The sequence below is a fragment of the Nocardia sp. NPDC049220 genome, from assembly GCF_040647855.1.
GTDB lineage: Bacteria > Actinomycetota > Actinomycetes > Mycobacteriales > Mycobacteriaceae > Nocardia.
Genome location: NZ_JBEZDA010000004.1, coordinates 290,440 through 304,094, shown reverse-complemented (window position 1 = coordinate 304,094; position 13,655 = coordinate 290,440). Strand labels below are relative to the sequence as shown.

Below are 13,655 nucleotides of genomic sequence, written 5' to 3'. Positions count from 1 at the left end.
TCCACCGACCCTTCGGTGACGACGTAGACGCCGAAGTGATTCTCCCCCGTCGAGCTGAGCCAATAGATGCCGTTGTCGTAGAGGTGCAGGTCGGTTTGGGTCTCGCTGAATCAACTGTCAGTGCGCCGGGTGGGATCGGCGATCGTGTTCCGGGCGATGGTGAACGTGCCGTCCAGGTCTGGAATGTCGGGGTCGGTGTCCGCCAGGGCGATCTGGGTGAACCTGCCGTGCGCCACATCGAACTCCAGTTCGTGATGGGCGACCGTATCGCCCCAGTCCGGCGAGGGTAAGGAGATGAACCGCATGGTGAACCGCCCGGAATCCACCGACCCTTCGGTGACGACGTAGACGCCGAAGTGATTCTCCCCCGTCGAGCTGAGCCAATAGATGCCGTTGTCGTAGAGGTGCAGGTCGGTGTCGGGGTAGGGCTTCTTGTCGTACAGGTGCACATAGTGCAGGGCGAAGGTGTAGGTCGGTGTGCCGATGCCGATCTGCACCGTCGGTGCCGTGCGGTCTCCGGTCGAGTGGGTCATGGGTCCTCCTCGTTGCGCCGAGCACACCTCGAAGTTCAACTGTGCCAGGAATTCCGGTCGGGCGGTTGTCGAGTGCGGTCACGCGGCGGCGCGGTCAGAACGCGGGCCACGGGATCGGGCGGGCCGTGCGCGGTGGGGGCATCACCGGTTCGGTGAGCAGTCGGTGGGTGCGCGCGGAGAGCGCGTCGATCTCGGCGTCGGTGATGTGTTCGCTGAGCAGGTCCGCGAGGGCGCCGGGCAAGTCCGCGGCGAACGCGGTGATGTCGGCGATCAGGCCGTCGCAGATCGGCTGACCCACCCACCCCCACAACACGGTGCGCAACTTGGGCTCGGTGTGCAGACAGATGCCGTGGTCGACGCCGTATACCTGCCCGTCCACGCCTTCCAGGGCGTGTCCGCCCTTACGGTCCGCGTTGTTCAGCAGCACGTCCAGTACGGCCATTCGCTGTAGACGCGGGTCGTCTGCGTGGATCAGCGATACCTCGTTGCCTTCCTGGTCCGTCGCGCGCAGCACCTCGCGGAAGCCGTCCGGTACGGCGCCGGCCGGGCACAGGTCGATCAGGTCGAGCCGGTCGCCCTCCTCGGTGTGGTTGTCCACGCCCGTGATCCAGCGTTGCACCATTCCTGTCCCGAAGGGGCCCTCGCGCAGGATGGTCTCGGGGATCACGCCCCAGCCGATCGCCTCGGAGATCAGATAGGACGCGACCTCACGTCCGGCCAGGGTGCCATGGGGGAAATCCCATAGCGGCTGCTCGCCGCGGATCGGTTTGTAGACCACCCGGATCGGATCGGATTCCGCGTCGCCGGTGCTGTTCACATCGCAGACCAGCGTGACATTGCTGGCGGTAGTGACCCGCCCGATCACTGTCAGTTCGCCGGTGCGGATTCGGTCCCCGGCCTCGGCCACCGAATCACTCCTCTAGTTCGGCCGCGCCGAAGATGTCACCGCGTTTGTATCCGTTGGTGCGCACGCACATGTGCCCGCTCGCCGAGAGCGGTTCGCCACACAGCGGGCACGGTGGACGCCCCGCAGCGATGACTCGGGTCGAGCGCAGTGCGAATTCGCGGGCCTGGATGGGGGTGAGAAACACGCGGACCGCGTCCGGGCCTTCCTCGGTATCGTCGAGAACCACCGACTCGTCGACCTCGGTCTCGGTGATCGCCAGCAGTTCCACCACCACCGCGCCCGCGTCTGCGTCCCAGCCGAGGCCCATGGTGCCGACGCGGAATTCGGCGTCGATCGGGGTCACCAGAGGCGCGGTGTCGCTGACGTCTTCGGGCTGCGGCGGCACCTGCGCGCCGAAGCGGCGCGCTACCTCGTCCAACAGCAGACCCATCCGGTCGGCGAGCACTTTCACCTGCTGCTTCTCCAGCAGGACGCTGACAACGCGCGGTTCCTGGACGGCCTGGAGATAGAACGCGCGATCGCCCGGCTCACCGACGGTCCCGGCGACGAAACGATCGGGGGTGCGAAATACATGGATTGCGCGTGACACATGCACCTCCTGATACGTGGCCCTGATCGACTACCCGCAGCGCGCGGTTTCCATCCAACGGCCGGTACTTCGTTACAAGGAATCTCAGCGCTCCGCATTCCCATTATCCGCACTTCCGCTACCGCCCAGCTCGCCGCCGGGCACCGGTCCGGACGGATCGGGGGTGCGGGCGGCGGAGTCGGCCGAACGGGCGGTCGCTGGGCGTTGCGCTGCCGTCGCCGCGAGGGCGGACAGGTCGGTGCCGGTGTCGTTGATCCGCCACACGTAGGGTGCCGTCGGGGTGTAGCGGACCACGCTGATCGAGGCGGGTTCGACCATGATTCGTTGGAAACCGTCGAGGTGAATGCCCAGGGCATCGGCGAGGATCGACTTGATCACGTCGCCGTGGGTGCACGCCACCCACAGGGTGTCGCGGCCGTGTTGTTGGGCCAGTGCCCGGTCGTGGTCTCGGATCGCGGCCACCGCGCGGGCCTGTACCTGCGCCAAACCCTCGCCGCCGGGGAACACCGCGCCGGAGGCATGTTGTTGCACGACCTTCCATAGCGGCTCCTCGAGTAGTTCGATGATCGGGCGTCCGGTCCATTCGCCGTAGTCCACCTCGATGAGGCGTTCGTCGAACACCGGATCGAGCCCGAACTTCTCCACCAGCGGGGCCACCGTGCGCTGGCAGCGCAACAGTGGGGAGTGCACGATGCGTTCGACCGGCAACCCGGCCAGTCGTTCGGCCACGGCCCTCGCCTGCTCGTCGCCGCGCTCGGTGAGTTCGACGCCGGTGCTGCGACCGGCCAGGGTTCGGGCGGTGTTCGAGGTCGACACACCGTGCCGGAGCAGGATCACCGTCATGCGGCCAGCCTAGCGATCATGTCGCCGAGACCACCCCGCCCGCCAACAGGCCCATGATGGTCAGCCCGAGCACGATGCGGTAGCCGACGAACCAGTCCAGTGAATGTCGCGCGACGAACCGCAGCAGCCACGCCACCGACGCGTAGCCGACGACGAACGCCAGCAGCGTTGCCACCAGCAGTTGTGGCCCACTGGCGTTGAGTCCCTCGCCGGCCGGTTCGAAGGCGTCCGGCAGGCTGAACAGGCCTGAGGCGGTCACGGCGGGTATGGCGAGCAGGAACGAGAACCGTACGGCCGCTTCGCGCTCGAGCCCGAGGAACAGACCCGCCGTCGACGTCGCACCCGAACGCGACACGCCGGGAACCAGGGCCAGGCACTGCGCGAAGCCCATCACCAGACCGTCGCGGGTGGTCAACTGCTCGAGTGGGCGTTCCTTGCGGCCGTAGTACTCGCCGACGGCGATCACCAACGCGAAGGCGATCAGCATGAACGACACGAGCCACAGATTTCGCGCCCCAGTGCGGATCTGGTCTTTGAACAGGAAGCCGAGCACGCCGATCGGGATAGTGGCGATGATCACATACCAGCCGATCTGGTAGTCGAGTCCGCGGCGTGCCTTGTCGGCCAGTCCGCGGAACCATGCCCGCACGATCCGTCCGATGTCCTTGGCGAAGTACACCAGGACGGCGGCCTCGGTTCCCAGTTGGGTTACCGCGGTGAACGAGGCTCCCGCGTCGCCGCCGAAGAATACCGCCGACACGATGCGCAGATGCGCCGACGACGAAATCGGCAGGAATTCTGTCAATCCCTGCACCAGACCGAGCACCAGTGCTTGTACCCAGGTCATCGACTCGCCCACGAAGTCCCTCTCTTTGCTGCCCGAAATATTCGATCCGACTGGGCAATTGGTGCGCCGACGGGTTGTACCGACGCGGTCACCGCCGCAATCTCGCAGCGACAGTACAGTGTCGTGGCGGTGTGGACATGTCGGGCCGGTGTCGGCGACCCACGGCGCGTGGACGCCGACTCGCGGTGGCACGCTCTAGGCTTGGCGCCGTGACGAATGCGCGGACACGGTGATGGAACAGCGGACGGTCGGCCGCAGCGGCCTACGGGTGTCCCGGATAGGTCTGGCGACCCATACCTGGGGGTCGCACACCGATGCCGACGATGCTGCCGTGCAACTGGTGGCGTTCGTCGACGCGGGTGGCACGTTGGTGGACACTTCGCCTGTCTATGCGCGTGGTGGGGCGCAGCGGATTCTGGCCGAACTGCTGGGAGACCTGGTCTCGCGGGACGATCTGGTGCTGAGCGGGTGTGCGGGGATCGTGCCGCAGCGCGTCGCCGAACAGGCCGGGGTGCCTGGTCCGGAGGTGGCGCAGACCACGGTGGACGCTTCGCGACGGGCACTGCTGCGGCAGCTGGATCGGACACTGCTGGAGTTCGGTACCGACTATCTCGACATCTGGAACGTGGGGGTGTGGGATCCGCGGACGCCGCTCGAGGAGGTCGCCTCGACCTTGGAGCAGGCTGTGCGGTCGGGTCGGGTCCGATACGCGGGGGTGCGTGGGTTCGGTGCGTGGCAGCTGGCCAGTTTGGCCGCGATCGTTCCCCTGGCCGCGGCGCAGACACCGTATTCGCTGCTGGCCCGTGGTTCGGAGGCTGATTTCGTGCCTGCCGCCCAGCATCACGGTGTCGGTGTGATCGCTTCGGCGCCGTTGGCGGGCGGCATCCTCACCGGCAAGTATCGTGACGGCGTTCCGGCCGATTCGCGCGGCGCCGACGAGGCGACCGCCGCCGAGATCCGCAGCGGGCTCGACGACCGCGCGACCCGGGTGGTGGACGCTCTGGTGACTGCCGCGGATGGGCTGGGGACCTCGCCGCTGGCTGTCGCGCTGGCTTGGATCCGGGATCGGCCCGCCATCTCGAGCATGATCGTCGGCGCTCGCGACATCGGGCAACTCACCGGGGTTTTGGCCGCGGAGACCCTCGAACTGCCGCGGGCGATCGCGGCCGCACTGGACGATGTCAGTGCGCGGACCGAGTGAGGGAGATTAGCCTTGCCTGCATGAGTGCTGCGGTGACCGTCGGTGGGCTTGTGGACCGGGCCCGTGCCGGCGGGGCCCGTGTCGTCTGGGTCTTGTTCGTGGTGAGTCTGCTGGTCGGTTCGGCCGCGTGTGGCGCCGAGGGCGGGGTGTCCGACGCCGGGCAGGGCCCCTCGACGGCGAGACTGGCGGACGTGAACCCGGTGCCGATCGGGCCGGAGCCCTCGCCCGTGCTTCCGGTGACGGTGCGTTCGTTCGACGGCACCGAGGTCACCATCAGCGCTGTCGATCGCATCATCGCGGTGGACCGCTATGGCACCCTGGCCCAGATCGTGTTCGCGCTCGGGTTGGGGCCGAAGCTGGTCGGGCGCAGCACCTCCGCTGCCTTCCCCGCCGTGCGGGACGTGCCCAACGTGGCGGGCGGCAACGGATCGTTGAACGTGGAATCCGTTCTGGCGCTGCGGCCTTCGGTGTTCTTGACCGACACCACCAGCGCGGCGCCCGCGGTGCGCGAACAGTTGCGTGCGGCAGGTGTCACTGTCGTCTACTTCGATCCGCAGCGCACGATGCAGGGTGTGGTGCCCCAGATCGAGGCCGTCGCGGGTGCGCTGGGCGTGCCCGACCGCGGGCAGTCGCTGGCCCAGCGCACCCGCGATGAGATCGCTGTGGCGAGTGCCGCCGTTCCTGGCCGGAATCCGCAGCTGACCATCGCGTTCCTGTACCTGCGCTCGACGGCCATCACGATGCTCGCGGGGCCGGGTTCGGGCGCGGACGCGTTGATCGCCGCGCTCGGTGCGCGTGACGCGGGCGCGGTCGTCGGATTGACCGAACCGTTCACCGCGATCACGAGTGAGGCCATGATCGGCGCTGCGCCGGATGTGCTGTTGGTGATGTCGGACGGTTTGAAGTCTGTCGGCGGAGTCGACGGACTGCAGAAGGTGCCCGGCATCGCCCAGACCCCGGCCGGGCGAAACCGGCGGGTGGTGGACATGGCCGACGCGGTACTGCTGAGTTTCGGACCCAACACCGGTCGGGTGATCGCGGCACTGAATGAGGCCGTGTACGGCACCAAGCCGGCATGAGTTCCGCGGTCACGGAATCGGCGCGGCCTTCGCGCACCACGCCGAAGTCACGGGGCCGTTCGCGAGTGACGCTCGTGTTCGTGGTGGCTGTCACGGGTCTGATCCTGCTGGCGTTGGTTTCCGCGGCGATCGGTCAGGTACCGACGACGCCGGCCGAAGTGGCCGGCAGCGTCCTGCACCGGATCGGGCTGGAGTGGGGTCCGATTCCCGCGCATCCGGCCGGTGAGGTGACCCTGTGGCAGGTGCGGTTTCCGCGCGTGGTGCTGGCGGCGCTGGTCGGCGCGGCGCTCGCGACAGCGGGTGCGCTGCTGCAAGGGGTGTTCGCGAATCCGCTCGCCGAACCGGGTGTGATCGGAGTGTCGGCGGGGGCTGCGGTCGGGGCGGGGGCGGTGATCGTGGTCGGCGGCGCGTTCGTCGCGGCATGGTCGGTGGCCGCCGCGGCTTTCGTCGCGGGCTTGGCGACCACGCTGTTGGTGTATCTCCTGGCGCGGTCCAATGGCCGCACCGAGGTCGTCACGCTGGTGCTCACCGGCGTCGCGATCAACGCATTCGCGGGCGGTGTGATCGCGTTCCTGCTGTTCGTCGCCTCCCCTGCGGCGCGCGACCAGATCGTGTTCTGGCAGTTGGGTTCGCTCAACGGCGCCACCTGGGAATCCGTCGGCGTGGTGGCGATCCTCACCGGTGTCGGTGTCGCCGCGTCCGTGCTGATCGCGCCCCGACTGGACCTGCTGGCTCTCGGTGAATCCGCCGCCCGTCATCTCGGCGTCGACGTGGAACGGCTGCGCCGCAACGTGATCGTCGTGGTCGCTGTCCTGGCCACCGCCGGTGTCGCGTTCACCGGCATCATCCTGTTCGTCGGCCTTATCGTCCCGCACTTGGTGCGGATGCTGGTCGGCCCTGGTCACCGCGTGCTGATCCCGCTGAGCGCCATCGTCGGCGCCGTCGTCCTGCTCGCCGCCGACGTGGCGGCACGATCGCTGGTCGACAACGCCGATCTGCCCCTCGGCATGCTCACCTCCCTGATCGGCGGCCCCTTCTTCTTCTGGCTGTTGCGTCGCACCCGCGCCCGCTCCGGGGGTTGGGCATGATCGCCCTGCGCTCGGTCGGGTGGCGTCCGACCCGTGCGAACAGCGAGAGCTCCCCGCGGTGGTACGCCGATCTACGGGGATCGAGAGGAGTTCGGTGAGCGTGTTCGGGCGGGCGCATGTGTTGCCGCGGGCGCTGGAACGTGGTGTCGTCACGTTGCGGGCGGTCGGGGTGAGTGTGGATCGGCGTGGGGGTGGCACTGCTCGACGGGTGCTCGAGGGGATCGATTTCGAGGTGGTCGCGGGGCAGGTTGTTGCGCTGGTGGGCCCGAACGGTGCGGGTAAGTCGACGCTGCTCGCTGCGCTGGCTGGGGAGCTGACACCCAGCGACGGGGTGGTCGAAATGGAGGGGCGAGCGTTGGCGCACTGGTCGCCGTTGGATATGGCGCGGCGGCGGGCTGTGTTGCCCCAGAGCCACACCGTCGGATTCCCGTTCACCGCACGGGAAGTGGTGGCGATGGGGCGTGCACCGTGGGTGCGCACCGAGCGCCGAGAGTCCGACGAGCAGCAGATCGCCGCCGCGATGGCCGCGGCAGACGTCGAACACCTTGCCGCGCGGTCGTTTCCGACGCTGTCGGGGGGTGAGCGTGCGCGGGTGGCATTGGCCAGGGTGCTCGCCCAGGACACCGGCACCCTGCTTCTGGATGAGCCGACGGCCGCACTGGATCTGGGTCATCAGGAAGCGGTGCTGCGCCTGGCGGTCGCGCGCGCCGCGGCGGGCGCTGCAGTGGTCGTGGTCCTCCACGACCTCGGTAGCGCTGCCGCCTACGCCGACCGCGTAGCTGTGCTCGAATCCGGTCGCATCGCCGCGGACGGCCCGCCTCGCGAGGTCCTCACCACCGGGCTGCTCACCCGCGTGTACCAGCATCCGGTCGAGGTGCTCGATCACCCGGTCAGCGGCGCCCAGTTGGTCCTGCCCGTCCGCCGCTGACCGGTGAGTTGTGTCGTTACCGCTCACCGGGCGTAAGGGTCGGCGCGTAGCGCGGCAGGAAACGCCGTTACCGCCAGATCAGTTTCAGGACCGCGGGTGTCAGGAGCATGCGGACGACTGTGACGTCGAGGATCAGTGCCGCGATCATGCCGTAGGCGATGTACTTCATCAGTACCAGGTCCGAGAAGCCGAACGCGCCGGTGACCACAATGAGGATGGCGGCCGCGGAGGTGATCACGCCGCCGGTGTGGGCGATGCCGTAGCGGATCGCCTCGGGTGCGTCGGCGCCTGCGACTCGTGCTTCCGACACCCGCGACAGCAGGAACACTTCGTAGTCGGTGGACAACCCGAACACCACGGTGACGATCAGCGCTAAGACCGCGAACATCAACGGTCCTGGTGTGAACTGGAAAATGTTGGCGCCGTGTCCCTGGACGAACACCCAGGTCAGAATGCCGAGGGTGGACAGGAGGCTGAGCGCGCTCATGGCGACGGCTTTCACGGCGAGCACGACGGACCGGAACGCCGCGTACAACAGGGTCAGCGCCGCGGCGGTCAGGATCGCCAGCAGCACCGGCAGCCCTTCGAGCAGGCCGTTGATGCTGTCGCGTTCCAGCGCGGGCACCCCGGCGACCATCACCTCGACCCCCGGTGGTTCGGGGATGGCACGCAGTGCCGTGATCACCTGGTCCGCGTCACGTTTGTCGGCGAGTCCGGCCGCGAGCACGTTGATCCCGTCCGTGGTCGGCGCCGAGGGCTCGAACCGTCCGGTCAGACCGGGCACCTGGTTGGCGGTGAATCGGATATCGCTCAACTGTTGTGGGTCGGCGCCCACCACGACGAGTTTCAACGGCTCGGTGCGGAAACTCGGGAACAGCTCGTCGAATCGTTCCTGTGCGATCCGCGCCGGATTGTCGGCGGCGAGGTAGCGCTCGCTGAGGCCACCGAACTCGATGTGCCGCAAGGGGATACTCAGCGCGAGGAGTGCGAGAACCAGCGATACCGCCACCGCGAGCGGGCGTCGCATCGCCGACAGCGCGAGTCGTGCGAAGAATCCGGTATCGATCTGTTCCTGGGTTTTGGTGCGGGAGAACGGTTTCCACCCCAGGGTGTCGATGCGGTGTCCGACGATGCCCAAGGCCGCGGGTAGCGCGGTCACCGATAGCAGCGCCGCGAGCAGCACCGAACTGATGCCACCGTAGGGCACCGAGCGCAGTACGCCGTTCGGGAAGATGAACAGCGTGCCGAGACTGGTCGCGACAATCGCCGCCGAGAACAGCACCGTGCGTCCGGCTGTCGCGATGGTGCGTGTCACGGCCTGTTCGACAGTGCGTCCGGCCGCGAGCTCGGCTCGGAATCGGGTGACGGTGAACAGGCCGTAGTCGATCGCCAGTCCCAGACTCACCAGGGTCATGACGGCGCCCGCGAAGACGTTGACGTCGATGTGGTCGGTCAGCAGCCGCAGCCCGCCCTGTGTGCCGAGGATCGTCATACCGCCGATCAGTACCGGCAGCAGTGCGCCGATCACGCCGCCGAACACGAAGTACAGCAGGATCGCCACGATCGGCAGCGCGATGACTTCGGCGCGTTTGATGTCGTGCTGCATGCCGGTGTTGATGCCTTCGACGATGGGTTGTAGCCCGGCCAGTTGGACGGTTGTGCCGCCGGGGCCGCCGCCGTCGCGTCCAGCGCCGAGATGGTCCTTGATCGCCGCGTAATTCTCGACGGTCGCGGTGCCCGAGCCGCGTAACCCGACGCTGGCGAACGCGTGGGTGTGCGCGGTGTCGGTGGCCTGCGCGGAAAATGGACTGTCCCAGTAGCTGTCGATCTTCAGGATGCGGTCGGGGTAGGTGGCAGACAGCTGGGTGAGCTGGTCGGTCACCGGGCCGCGAACAGTCGGGTCGTCGACGGTTTTCCCGTCCGGGGCGGTGTAGAGCAGGATGAGGTCGCTGTCGGTGTCGCGACCGAAGGTACTGTCGGCCAACGTCGCCGCGGCAACCGATTCACTGCTCTCGTCGAACCACCCCTCTTGGGTCAGCCGTCCGGACAGGTCACGGCCGTACCACCCCGAGAACAGCACGAACAGGAGGAAGGCAGCCAGTACGAGAAAGCGGTGGCGGTGGATGAATCGTCCCCACCGTAGCGATCCTGACCTCGGCATCGAGTCGAGCAGCCCAGGTCAACCGCAGGCGGGCGTGCGGTAGTCGGCTGAGCGCAGGATGCCGCACAGGTCGGCGCGCGAGATTTTCCACTCGCTGTCGATGCGCACGAAATGCACGATGGTGGTGCGCACCGCGGTGCCGGTGCCGTCCTTGTCCAGCCGCATGGTTGCGGTGAGCGTGCCGTCATGGTTGTCGAACACCGGGTCGGTCACACCGTAGAAGGCGCGGGGGTTGTCCCGCAGGGCTCGGTACATGTCGGGGATGGCATCGCGGAATGCCTCGCCGTCCTCGATCAGGTCGGTGCGCTCGCTGTCGGGCAGCGACGGGTCCAGGGCCTTTTTGATCCGGGTGTCCAGTTCGGCGGCGGTGGGTAGTGGGCGATGCGCGGCGGCGGCGGAGGTGGCGACCGAGGACGCGAGCGAGGCGTTCGCCGACGAGCGCGCGATATCGACGGCGGCCTCGTCGGGTTCGCTGCCGCAGGCGGCGGCGACAGCTGCCAGAAGTATGCCCGCTGCGGTGCGGGCGAGTCGTTTGTCAGTCATCACTGTCTACATACCATCGATGACGGAGCTGATTCGTGCCAGCAGGGCTCGAACGGTCGTGACGTTTCGTTCCGCGGGAGTTCGCACCGCCGCGGCGTCGGGGATCATGTCCCGTACCAGCGCGACGATACTGCGCTCGTCATCCAGGTCGATGTCGGTGACTCTGGCGACGGCTACGGCGACGACGTCTTCGGGGGCCGGGACGTCGCTGTCGAGGTCGCGACGGTAGATCTCCAGCATCAGGGTCGAGCGGATGGTCCGGAATGCGAAGGGGCGGCCGTCGGCCGTTGTGCCGAAGCCGTGCGCGTAGGGGCCGACGGTGATGTCATCGATGGCAAATCCCGACGAGTGGTCGGCTTTCAACCGGAACTCCCTGATTCGGACACTGTGGTCACTCCACCGTAGCCCCGATCACCGACATTCTGCTCGGGCCGCCACCCCGGTCGGTCCGACGGTTGCGTCATCATGGTCAGATGGTCTGGTTGCGGAAGGTTTGTCGGTAGAAGGAGTTCGGTGGATGCGCCCTCGTGGCTCGGTCTGCCCGGCACTCGCCGGTGTGGCGGTGTTGGTTGTGTTGGCCGGGTGCTCCGCGGGCACCGGTGGTGAGGATGTGCCGACCAGGGAACCGGCCGCCGCCGCGGTCGCGCCCACGATGACGGTGGCGCCCCGCGGCCGCGTCCTGCCGAGTGACCCGATCGCCGCGCTGGAATCCGATCCGCACACCGGTGTATTGGCCGCCCTGGATGGCGCCACCGTGACTTTGTGGGACCCGAATGCCGCTCGACCCGTCGCGCGTACTGTGCAGCTGCCCGATCGCGCCACCGGGCTGGCGCAGGGGAAACCGGGTGAGATTCTGGCGACCGCGCCGGGGCGGGTGCTGCGCGTCGATACCGTCACTGGCGCGGTAGGCGAGGTCGCTGTCGACGGTGATGTGCGCTCGGTGCGGGTGCGTGCGGACGGCTCGCTGCTGGTCGGCACCGCGGACGGCCGGGTGTTGGCCATGTCGGCGGGCGGCGTGGTCGACGATTCCGTCTCGGGACTCGTCTCGGCCGACGAGATCGCGGTCACCGATGACAACGTCACGGTGCTCGACCACCATCAGACCTCCATCGCCGAGGTCGACCTGGGCGAAGACCGGCTCGGGCTGGCGCTGCGGGCTGGCGCCGGCGCTGTCGACATGATCGGCGATTCACGCGGTCGGGTCGTGGTCACCGACACCGCGGGCGGTGAACTGCTGGTCTACACTGCCGGACCGCTCGTGCTGAGGCAGCGTTTCCCGGTAAGATCTTCGCCTTACGCACTCGCCTACGATCAGCGGTCGGACACCGTGTGGGTGACGTGTACGCAGAGCAACGAGATCGTCGGTTTCGACCTGTCGACGGGTATACCGGAGGAAGTGGGCCGCTATCCGACCGTTCGGCAACCGAACTCGGTGACCATCGAGCAGCGCACCGGCGACTTGTTCGTCGGGTCCGCGACCGGCGACGGTCTGCAACAGATCGCTGCGGACGATCGGAAGAGAGGGCAGTGATGGCTCGGACACCGCGCGCGGGCGACACTTCCGCGGCACCCCCCGATCCGGCCGCGCATCGGACGCAGCGGCGTTCCCTGCCCGCGGGTTGGGAAACCAGCAGCGACGATTACGAGTATGTGCCGCTGCGCCTGCCACCAGATGTCACGCGGGTGACCGCATCCATGCGGCTGGCGATCCAGGCCGAGTTCGGCGGCTGGGAGCTTTCCCGCGTGCGGGCTTACACCGACGGCAGCAGGCGGGTGCTGCTGCGCCGCCGAAAATCCGCACTACCTCAGCCCGAGCCCGGAATGTGAGCCGATGTACGCCCTGCTGCTGCGACTGATGTTCCTGGTTCCGCCGGAACGAATTCATCACCTCGCCTTCGCCATGATGCGGGTGGCCACCGGTTTCGCGCCGGTGCGCTGGGCGATGACCAAGATCCTGGCCACCGATGACGCTATCTTGCGTGGCACCGCGTTCGGGGTCGAGTTTCCCGCACCGCTCGGCTTGGCCGCCGGTTTCGACAAGAACGCCGACGGTGTCAACGCGTGGGCCCCACTCGGCTTCGGTTTCGCCGAGATCGGCACCGTCACCGCGCAGGCACAGCCGGGCAATCCCGCGCCGCGGTTGTTCCGGCTGCCCGCCGACCGCGCCCTGATCAACCGGATGGGGTTCAACAACCACGGTGCCGCCGCCGCTGCCGAACATTTGCGCCGCCGTCGCGGCGGCGTGCCGATCGGCGCCAACATCGGCAAGACGAAGATCGTCGAACCAGCGGCGGCCGCGGCTGATTACGCGACCAGCGCAACCCTGCTCGGTCCGCTCGCCGATTTCGTCGTCGTGAACGTCAGTTCCCCCAACACGCCTGGTTTGCGTGATCTGCAGGCGGTGGAATCGTTGCGCCCGATCCTGCGGGAGGTGCTCGACAGTGTGCAGGTGCCGGTGCTGGTGAAGATCGCCCCCGATCTGTCCGACGACGATATCGACGCGGTCGCCGATCTGGCCGTGGAACTCGGTCTGGCGGGCATCGTGGCCACCAACACCACGATCCGTCGTGATGGGCTGCGCGCCGATCCCGCGGCGGTCGTCGCCATGGGCGCGGGCGGGCTGTCCGGTCCGCCGGTCGCCGACCGTTCGCTCGAGGTGCTGCGGCGCCTGTACCGTCGCGTCGGGGACCGTCTGGTGCTTGTCTCTGTCGGCGGAATCGAGAACGTCGACCAGGCCTGGGAACGCATTCTGGCGGGGGCCACCCTGTTGCAGGGCTATACCGGTTTCATCTACGGCGGCCCGTTCTGGATGCGCAGGATCCACCGCGGTCTCGCAGAGCGGTTGCGCGCCAACGGCTATCGCAGTATCGGTGAGGCGGTCGGCGCGGATTACATCACCCACACGTGAACTCGCCGCCGGGCGGGTTGCGCCTCGA

The 13,655-nt window shown here is 67.9% G+C and carries 15 protein-coding genes; 7 read left to right on the top strand and 8 right to left on the bottom strand.

Annotation, left to right across the window (positions count from 1 at the left end):
* Window positions 1–110: 110 nt before the first annotated feature.
* The 5 genes from AB0C34_RS15275 to AB0C34_RS15255 all read right to left on the bottom strand — a co-directional run bounded on the left by AB0C34_RS15275 (window position 111) and on the right by AB0C34_RS15255 (window position 3,731).
* Window positions 111–533 (bottom strand): hypothetical protein, encoded by a 423-nt coding sequence (locus AB0C34_RS15275; RefSeq protein ID WP_357072125.1) that lies wholly within the window; start codon window positions 531–533, stop codon window positions 111–113.
* A gap of 94 nt (window positions 534–627) precedes the next feature.
* Window positions 628–1,440 (bottom strand): SCO1664 family protein, encoded by an 813-nt coding sequence (locus tag AB0C34_RS15270; RefSeq protein ID WP_357072122.1) that lies wholly within the window; start codon window positions 1,438–1,440, stop codon window positions 628–630.
* A gap of 4 nt (window positions 1,441–1,444) precedes the next feature.
* The gene (locus tag AB0C34_RS15265) at window positions 1,445–2,029 is read right to left on the bottom strand and encodes a DUF3090 domain-containing protein (protein WP_357072119.1); all 585 of its coding nucleotides are present in this window, start codon (window positions 2,027–2,029) and stop codon (window positions 1,445–1,447) included.
* 84 nt (window positions 2,030–2,113) lie between these two features.
* Window positions 2,114–2,872 carry a histidine phosphatase family protein gene (locus tag AB0C34_RS15260; RefSeq protein WP_357072116.1) on the bottom strand — a complete coding sequence of 253 codons (759 nt, stop codon included), beginning with the start codon at window positions 2,870–2,872 and terminating at the stop codon, window positions 2,114–2,116.
* A 16-nt stretch (window positions 2,873–2,888) separates the two neighbouring features.
* Entirely contained in the window at window positions 2,889–3,731 is an 843-nt protein-coding gene (locus tag AB0C34_RS15255) for an undecaprenyl-diphosphate phosphatase (RefSeq protein WP_357072113.1), read from the bottom strand.
* Window positions 3,732–3,951: 220 nt separating this feature from the next.
* On the opposite strand from AB0C34_RS15255, the gene AB0C34_RS15250 reads away from it, so the two are divergent.
* The 4 genes from AB0C34_RS15250 (at window position 3,952) to AB0C34_RS15235 (ending at window position 8,015) form a co-directional block, all read left to right on the top strand.
* Entirely contained in the window at window positions 3,952–4,920 is a 969-nt protein-coding gene (locus AB0C34_RS15250) for an aldo/keto reductase (RefSeq protein WP_357072110.1), read from the top strand.
* Window positions 4,921–4,940: 20 nt separating this feature from the next.
* Window positions 4,941–5,999, top strand: coding sequence for an ABC transporter substrate-binding protein (locus AB0C34_RS15245; RefSeq protein WP_357072107.1), 1,059 nt, complete (start codon window positions 4,941–4,943; stop codon window positions 5,997–5,999).
* Window positions 5,996–7,087, top strand: a complete 1,092-nt coding sequence (locus tag AB0C34_RS15240; RefSeq protein WP_357072104.1) for an iron ABC transporter permease — start codon at window positions 5,996–5,998, stop codon at window positions 7,085–7,087. The genes AB0C34_RS15245 and AB0C34_RS15240 overlap by 4 nt, the downstream gene beginning before the upstream one ends.
* A gap of 94 nt (window positions 7,088–7,181) precedes the next feature.
* Window positions 7,182–8,015: a heme ABC transporter ATP-binding protein gene (locus tag AB0C34_RS15235; protein ID WP_357072101.1), complete on the top strand. Its 834-nt coding sequence runs from the start codon at window positions 7,182–7,184 to the stop codon at window positions 8,013–8,015.
* A 67-nt stretch (window positions 8,016–8,082) separates the two neighbouring features.
* On the opposite strand, the gene AB0C34_RS15230 is transcribed toward AB0C34_RS15235, so the two are convergent.
* Genes AB0C34_RS15230 through AB0C34_RS15220 form a run of 3 tightly spaced genes read right to left on the bottom strand, consistent with a single transcriptional unit; the run spans window position 8,083 to window position 11,082 of the window.
* Entirely contained in the window at window positions 8,083–10,176 is a 2,094-nt protein-coding gene (locus AB0C34_RS15230; protein ID WP_357072097.1) for an MMPL family transporter, read from the bottom strand.
* A gap of 18 nt (window positions 10,177–10,194) precedes the next feature.
* Complete coding sequence (locus AB0C34_RS15225; protein ID WP_357072094.1) at window positions 10,195–10,719, bottom strand: hypothetical protein; 525 nt, start codon at window positions 10,717–10,719, stop codon at window positions 10,195–10,197.
* Window positions 10,720–10,725: 6 nt separating this feature from the next.
* Window positions 10,726–11,082: a hypothetical protein gene (locus AB0C34_RS15220; RefSeq protein ID WP_357072091.1), complete on the bottom strand. Its 357-nt coding sequence runs from the start codon at window positions 11,080–11,082 to the stop codon at window positions 10,726–10,728.
* Between the two features lie 154 nt (window positions 11,083–11,236).
* Between AB0C34_RS15220 and AB0C34_RS15215 the strand changes: the two genes are divergently transcribed.
* The 3 genes from AB0C34_RS15215 to AB0C34_RS15205 are packed head-to-tail and all read left to right on the top strand — an operon-like array spanning window position 11,237 to window position 13,627.
* Window positions 11,237–12,250 (top strand): hypothetical protein, encoded by a 1,014-nt coding sequence (locus AB0C34_RS15215; protein WP_357072089.1) that lies wholly within the window; start codon window positions 11,237–11,239, stop codon window positions 12,248–12,250.
* Entirely contained in the window at window positions 12,250–12,546 is a 297-nt protein-coding gene (locus AB0C34_RS15210) for a DUF5703 family protein (protein ID WP_357072086.1), read from the top strand. The genes AB0C34_RS15215 and AB0C34_RS15210 overlap by 1 nt, the downstream gene beginning before the upstream one ends.
* Window positions 12,547–12,550: 4 nt before the next feature.
* Entirely contained in the window at window positions 12,551–13,627 is a 1,077-nt protein-coding gene (locus tag AB0C34_RS15205) for a quinone-dependent dihydroorotate dehydrogenase (RefSeq protein WP_357072083.1), read from the top strand.
* Window positions 13,628–13,655 lie beyond the last annotated feature (28 nt).

Coding starts and splice junctions, on each gene's coding strand:
- AB0C34_RS15275 (WP_357072125.1), bottom strand. CDS start 533: ATGACCCACTCGACCGGAGACCGCACGGCACCGACGGTGCAGATCGGC.
- AB0C34_RS15260 (WP_357072116.1), bottom strand. CDS start 2,872: ATGACGGTGATCCTGCTCCGGCACGGTGTGTCGACCTCGAACACCGCC.
- AB0C34_RS15250 (WP_357072110.1), top strand. CDS start 3,952: ATGGAACAGCGGACGGTCGGCCGCAGCGGCCTACGGGTGTCCCGGATA.
- AB0C34_RS15245 (WP_357072107.1), top strand. CDS start 4,941: ATGAGTGCTGCGGTGACCGTCGGTGGGCTTGTGGACCGGGCCCGTGCC.
- AB0C34_RS15240 (WP_357072104.1), top strand. CDS start 5,996: ATGAGTTCCGCGGTCACGGAATCGGCGCGGCCTTCGCGCACCACGCCG.
- AB0C34_RS15230 (WP_357072097.1), bottom strand. CDS start 10,176: ATGCCGAGGTCAGGATCGCTACGGTGGGGACGATTCATCCACCGCCAC.
- AB0C34_RS15225 (WP_357072094.1), bottom strand. CDS start 10,719: ATGACTGACAAACGACTCGCCCGCACCGCAGCGGGCATACTTCTGGCA.
- AB0C34_RS15215 (WP_357072089.1), top strand. CDS start 11,237: ATGCGCCCTCGTGGCTCGGTCTGCCCGGCACTCGCCGGTGTGGCGGTG.
- AB0C34_RS15210 (WP_357072086.1), top strand. CDS start 12,250: ATGGCTCGGACACCGCGCGCGGGCGACACTTCCGCGGCACCCCCCGAT.
- AB0C34_RS15205 (WP_357072083.1), top strand. CDS start 12,551: ATGTACGCCCTGCTGCTGCGACTGATGTTCCTGGTTCCGCCGGAACGA.